This window comes from Corallococcus sp. CA053C (assembly GCF_003611675.1).
Taxonomy (GTDB): Bacteria; Myxococcota; Myxococcia; order Myxococcales; family Myxococcaceae; genus Corallococcus.
The window spans coordinates 1-6022 of the sequence record NZ_RAWA01000509.1; the positions used below are offsets into that span (position 1 = coordinate 1).

The 6022-nt window shown below is 68.6% G+C and carries 7 protein-coding genes; 5 read left to right on the forward strand and 2 right to left on the reverse strand.

Annotation, left to right across the window (positions count from 1 at the left end):
• Positions 1–176: 176 nt before the first annotated feature.
• Positions 177–614 (reverse strand): hypothetical protein, encoded by a 438-nt coding sequence (locus D7V97_RS38605; protein ID WP_120615589.1) that lies wholly within the window; start codon positions 612–614, stop codon positions 177–179.
• Positions 615–766: 152 nt separating this feature from the next.
• Between D7V97_RS38605 and D7V97_RS38610 the strand changes: the two genes are divergently transcribed.
• The 3 genes from D7V97_RS38610 to D7V97_RS38620 all read left to right on the forward strand — a co-directional run bounded on the left by D7V97_RS38610 (position 767) and on the right by D7V97_RS38620 (position 3375).
• Positions 767–1621 carry a hypothetical protein gene (locus D7V97_RS38610; RefSeq protein ID WP_120615590.1) on the forward strand — a complete coding sequence of 285 codons (855 nt, stop codon included), beginning with the start codon at positions 767–769 and terminating at the stop codon, positions 1619–1621.
• A gap of 363 nt (positions 1622–1984) precedes the next feature.
• Positions 1985–2623, forward strand: a complete 639-nt coding sequence (locus D7V97_RS38615; RefSeq protein WP_368669002.1) for a DUF6310 domain-containing protein — start codon at positions 1985–1987, stop codon at positions 2621–2623.
• Positions 2620–3375: a DUF5953 family protein gene (locus D7V97_RS38620; RefSeq protein ID WP_120615591.1), complete on the forward strand. Its 756-nt coding sequence runs from the start codon at positions 2620–2622 to the stop codon at positions 3373–3375. Before D7V97_RS38615 ends, D7V97_RS38620 begins: the two co-directional genes overlap by 4 nt.
• A 117-nt stretch (positions 3376–3492) precedes the next feature.
• Here the strand turns inward: D7V97_RS38620 and D7V97_RS38625 are convergent, their stop codons facing one another.
• Entirely contained in the window at positions 3493–4473 is a 981-nt protein-coding gene (locus tag D7V97_RS38625; RefSeq protein ID WP_147445156.1) for a hypothetical protein, read from the reverse strand.
• A gap of 204 nt (positions 4474–4677) precedes the next feature.
• Here D7V97_RS38625 and D7V97_RS38630 point away from each other — a divergent pair, with 204 nt between their 5' ends.
• Positions 4678–5313, forward strand: a complete 636-nt coding sequence (locus tag D7V97_RS38630; protein WP_158623540.1) for an RNA polymerase sigma factor — start codon at positions 4678–4680, stop codon at positions 5311–5313.
• Positions 5310–5909, forward strand: a complete 600-nt coding sequence (locus D7V97_RS38635) for a hypothetical protein (protein ID WP_120615594.1) — start codon at positions 5310–5312, stop codon at positions 5907–5909. Before D7V97_RS38630 ends, D7V97_RS38635 begins: the two co-directional genes overlap by 4 nt.
• The last annotated feature ends 113 nt before the right edge of the window (positions 5910–6022 follow it).

The window sequence follows — 6022 nt, forward strand, 5'->3', positions numbered from 1 at the left end:
TGAAGCCCCCTGCACAGCCGAGGCGCATCAGAGGGATGGGGGCCCTGTTGAGCGGGAGGGAGGGTGCAGAGGGGCCGAGGAGGGACGCTGACGGGGCCGCCCGAGCGATGCTCCCGGCCAGTGGACAGGCCGCTGGAGCCCCCTTGGGGTACACGCCAGCCCTGGCTCCGCTCCCATCAGGTGCGCGGCAGGGGCCCGGACTTCTTGCCTGTCTTGAGCCGGGCCCCGGTGGACCACAGCGCCCAGCCCATCAGCACGGGCTGGAAGAACAGCCGCGCCAGCCGCTGGGTGTCCGTATCGAGGCCGAACGCGGGGAGGTGTTTGGCGTACTGATGCAGGTTGCCGGGAAAAACCGCCGCGAAGAAGGCCGCCAGTCCCAGCCCGACGAGGGCGCGGTGCCGCTTGTTGAAGAGCAGGGTCAGCCCGAGTCCTATCTCGACCACTCCGGAGAGCAGGACCACGGTGTCCTTGTCCATCGGGACCCAGTCAGGCACCTGCGCCTGGAAGGGCACTCGCGCGAAGCTGAGATGCCCCGCGCCGGCGCCGACCATGAACGCGCCCAGCAGCCCACGCCCCACGTCCTGCACGGGTGTTGTCCGGCTCTCTTGCAGCACGTGTCGCCTCCGCTCCAGCCCTACGCCTCCCGGAATATGAGGTGGGGAGCGGGCGGGCGCACACCGAGGGGCGGAGCCTGCCTGGCCGCTGCCGCTTCCTCGCCGGGACACGCCCCTGTAAAGCAGGGCTGAGAAAGGCAGGCGCATCCTCCATGGGAACGTGGCTCAACGTGGCCTTCATCCAGAGTGCGGATATCGCTCGGGTCGAGAGGGAACTCTCACGCTTGTTGGTGGAGGCGGGGCGGCGATTGACCACCCCCAGGCCACGCACCCCGGAGCGGTCCGATCGCATGCAGTACGGGCTCGGTGACGAGGTGCAGCGCTGGGGACTGGCGGGGTTTCACGGCGCCCCCGGGTGGACCGTCCTGCGCACCGCACCCTTCGAGCTCCTGATGCAGGGGACCCCGCCGCTGCTCGCACGCCTTTCCTCGCGGCTGGGCGTGCCCGCCTTTCAGTACAACATCTACGACAGCACCCCCGCGTTCTTGATGGAGGTGGATGCCGCTGGGCGCGTCGAACTCTCAGGGTTCGTCGGTTCTGATGTGATGCGCTATTGGAACGGCGAACCGCCGATGGAGCGGTCGTGGACGCGGTTTCATCTCATTGACCCAACGGCAGTGGCCGCATGGGCGGAGTCGGCCATGCCGGAGGCGCGTGTGACCGAATGGATCTCTCCCTCCAGCGCCAATCCTCCCAGGACGGAATTCGATAAGTTTTTTGAGTCACAGCAAGCGGATCTCGCGCAGTGGCTCGGCCAGGTCGGCACGCGAATCGCTCCTGGAAGCCAGGAGTGGAGCGTTCATCCCGCGCACATCGTTCGCAGGCTCGCTCAAGCTGGCAGCACGTTTCTCTCCGCCGACGAGTGCGTGGAGCCGGCCATCAAGACTGTCTTTGGCGGGCCGAACGCCGAGCACTGTGACAACCTCTTTCTCGTGGAGACGCTCGTCCCCCATGCACCCATGCCCGTCGATGGGTTCGTGCTGTACGCGGAAGCGGGCAACCCGTAGAGAGGACCGTCAGGCGGAAGATGACCCTCATCGTCTGCGCGCCTGCGTAGCTCCCTCCCCTGACCTGGTGGAAAGGTCGTGACCATGCGTTCCCGCGCTTGCATCGGACTCCTGCTGATTCTCTCCGCCTGCGCTGCGTCGACACCGCCTCCCAGCGCGCGGGGGACTCGGAGCCAGAGAATCGCCAACCTCCAGCGAGCGGCAAAGCTGCCCTGGACTGACGGAGGACGCTGCGTCGTCCACGAGGCCTCCCATTCCTGGTCCGTGGTGGCGGAGAGATGTTTTCAGGCCCTCGACCAGGACCGGATCCGATTTCACGACCCGACGGGACGGTGCACGGTCGCCTCCGCGGACGCGGCTGCCATGGGACTCGGGGTTTGCGTCCTGGCGGCACCGGAGATTGTTGTGGGTGCGGTGATCGTCCTTGGCGTGGTGGTCGTAGGAGTCGCCATCAAGGAGGAACTGGATGCGTATGAGTTCCGCCACGCCTACCCCGAGGAAGCAGGGACCTCACGCGGAACGAAGGTGGCCTCCCGGGAGGCTGAAGCGCAACGCAAGCCCAAGCCACAGCCCGAGCCAGCAGGGCAGGACTGGCAGCCCCCGGTGCCACCCGTGCTCGTGGACCGGACGCGCCGCGCCAGTTGCGAGCCTGTTCCGGTGCCGCGCGCAACCAAGGATGTTCCACATAACGAGTGCGCCGACTGGTTCCCGCCCAACCGTTATCCTGGGATGGACGTGAGCGTGGACGGAATACGCTTCGATGCGCTGCAAGTCGGCGTGCGCGTGCTGTGGGAAATCAAGACCCATCGATTCGACTCATACAACGGCTTCATCCAGGAGCGGGAGATTGAGAATGAACTCAATCAATTGAACAAGGAACGCGACGTTGCGCGGGCCTGTGGATATGACTTCGTTGTTGGCGTGAGCACCGCCGCGCACAGACTCGCGCTGCTCGCGCAGGATTCCACCTTCAAGGTCGTCGTCACGGGATGCAAAAGATGACTTCTCGCCCCCCCCTCATCCTCAACGTCTATGCGCCTGCGCTTGTGGGTGACGACAACCGCACACTCGCTGTCGTCCATGGTTTGGAACAAGCATTGCCCGGCTTGCGCATGGAATGGAGAGTTACCGAGAGGCGACGGCTTGCCGCGTTGCCACAGCGCGACGCGTGGTTATCCGAGGCGGCCACGCGCGGCGAGTTCCCGCTGGTATGTAACGGCGATGAGCAATACCCCGTGGTTATTTCCGGGCGTCACCGATCCGCGTATGTGAGCCCAGGCGGTCGGCCACAACTCCAAGTCCATGCAAAGTTGCCACTGGACGCGGCCGTAATCACGGCAGCAGCGGATGTGCTTGAAGCCGTGGCAGAGGGCGCACGTGCATTCTGGGGGCAGGCGACGCCGGACGGCGCTGCGCTGGACATCGCACATCAGACAGCACCTACGCTGGAAGGGCCGCCGGCCCCACGCCGGGGGTTGCCCGCCCTGAAGCTCTTCGAGCACATCCGCTCGCCCGAGATTCCCTACTACCTCGGATGGCTGAACTACTGGTCTGCCGCTGCCGCACGGGCCATCGGGTTCCCGGACCCTGCGCGCGACGCTGAACTGCTCTCACGGGCGCGGCGCACGGCGACGGGCGGGTGGGTCGTGCGGCTCACGGATGCGCCGCTCGACCTGGACAACCCCGCCCATCTGGACACGCTCAAGCGGACCTACGAACGCTTCCCGGAGATCGGCGGACGCTCAGCGCCTTGATCCGCGTTGCCACCCGAAGGAAAGAGCCCTCTGCGCGCGTGTAGGGAGAGGCGTCGCGGCCCGGAGGATGGAGGGGGAGAGGAAGTTGCCCCCGGGCCGCGAGCCCCGTGAAAGTGATTAGTGGCGACCGCCGCCGCGCTCACCGCGCTCGGGCAGGCTCACCGTGGCGCCGTCGAGCGTGCCGTCACCGCACGCCGGACCGAAGGCGAGCACGTGGCTCTCCCCGTCCGCGGTGGTGCGCGTGAGCGTGCCGCCCGTAGGCCAGGGGCACACGTCGCGCGAAGGCCGCACGATGCCCGCGAGCGTGACGGTGCCCTGCGAACCATCGAGCAGGGTCTCCGTGTAGGCGCCATCGATGGTGCGCACCGGCGGCGTGTCGCTGGAGAACGCGACGGACAGCTCGCCCGTCAGGCGCACCGACTTCACCACCGCGCCGGACGCATCCGTGTGCGTGCGCGTCACATCCGCCTGCGTGCTCTTCTGCCGCGGCGGCGCGCCGTCCACCAGCTCCGAGGTGGAGGACGTGGTGCCCTTCACCGTGGAGACCTCGCCCTCGGCGTTCGTGCGGGAGATCTCGAAGGTGACTGTCTGGCTTTGCGTCACCGCGCCCGTGCAGTCCTCGGCGGCCGAATAGGCATTCACGATGTCCACCGTGCCGCTGGACGGTCCACCGCGCGGGCCGCGACCACCAGGCCCGCCAGGCCCGCCAGGACCACCCGGCCTGCCCGCGTCTCCGCCTCCGAACGCCGGGCCGTCCACCGGGGGCGCTCCGCCGTCCGGGGGAGGAGGCGGCGGGCCCTCATGGCCACCACCGCCGCCGGGACCGCCAGGTCCACCGGGTCGCGACGGGGCCGCGCAGTCCGTCCACTCCAGGTGCACCGTGGCGGGCAGACTCTTGCCACACACGTCCACGGTGGTGATGTCGGGGGTCGCGTCACAGTGAAAGCCTTCCACGGCCTGGGGACGCAGCTTGTCCAGACCATGCAGCAGGCTGGACACCTCCACCGCGTCGCTCGAGTCCGACGTGGCCTCCACGGTCTGCGACACTTCCGACGTGGCGTCCGAGTTCGCGGAGTCCGAACCGCAGCCGACCGTCATGGTGCCCACCACCAACGCGACTGCCCCAAGCCACTGACTGCCCCTGCTCCAGTGCCTCATGTGTGCGTGCTCCCTTGTGTCATCCGGTGCCCGGCCGCTGCCCGTTGCCTCCATGAGACGAAATGAATTTCCGCCGTGTTCCCGGCGGATGATTTCTCGCGGCTTTTTGAGCGCGACCCGGGGCCGGATAGAGTGCCGCCGACCGTGGACGGCGAACTGCGCGCACTCATCCTCGAAGCCCAGGACGGCAGCGTGCCGGCCTTCGAGTTGCTCGTCGCGTCCCACCTGCCGCGGGTGCGCCGCTTCGCGCGGGCCTTCGCCGCATCGGACGCGGACGTGGACGACCTGGCGCAGGAAGCGCTGGTGAAGGTGTACCGGAGCCTGCGCTCGTACCGCTTCCAGTCCGCGTTCCAGACGTGGCTCTATTCGGTGGTGCGCAACACCTTCTATGACACCACCCGCAGCCGTGCCGGCCGGGAGCGCGCCCGGGAGGAGTCGCTGGAGCAGGAGCACGTCCTGGCGCCGTCGGGCGCGGAATCCGCGGACGAAGGGCTGATGCGCGCCCAGGAGCGGGACCGGCTGTGGCGGGCCCTGCGCGCGCTGCCGGAGGAGTTCCGCACGGCGGTGGTGCTCTTCGACGTGGAAGGGCACAGCTATGAAGAGGTGGCCGACATCGAGGGCGTCCCGGTGGGCACGGTGAAGTCGCGTCTGTCGCGCGGCCGGGCACACCTCAAGGCCCTGCTGGCGGGGGGACAGGGGCCCGACGGCCCGGCCGATGAACCGTCGGCGGGAACATCCGGGCGGGAGATTCCGTCGCATGTGACAAGGAGTGGGAAATGAGTGAGCCCGAGGAGAACGAGGACCGCGCGTTGCGCGAGCGTCTGGCGGCGCTGCGAGACGACGCGCCCGGGCTCGACTTCCAGGCCACGCTCCACCGTCGGCTGGTAGAGGCCGGCCCACCGACACCGGCGCCAGGGTGGGATGCGGTGCGCTCCTTCTGGCGGCGGCACGCGCCCGTGCTCTGGCCCGCGGTGGGCATCGCGGCGGGGGTGGCCACCTTCCTGGTGCTGGGCGCCGTGCGCGACCTGCCGGGTGCCACCGTCCCGGAGACCCCGCAGGCGCGCGCGCTCGAACGGCCGGGCACCCAGGTGCCGGTGAGCAAGGTCGCGGTCATCAAGCTGGACTTCACGGCGGACGTGGCCGTGGAGCAGGCGGACTTCCAGGTGAGCCTGCCGGAAGGGTTGTCCTTCTGGGCGGACGGCGAGGAATTGCCGCTGCGCTCCTTCCAGTGGACGCAGGCGCTGAGCGCGGGGAGTAACGTGATCCCCATCGCGGTGCGCGGACAGCGGCCGGGGCGCTACCTGGTGACGGCCCTGGCGCGCGCGGGCGACCAACGCATCGAGCATGATGTGGTGCTGGAGGTCACGGGCGGATGAACACCTGGCTCACACGGCTGACGCCGGCGCTCCTGGTCCTCCTGATGGTGGGAGGCGGGACCGCGCGAGCGCAGGCGACCCCCGCCCCTCCTCCCTGTCTCTTATACCCATCT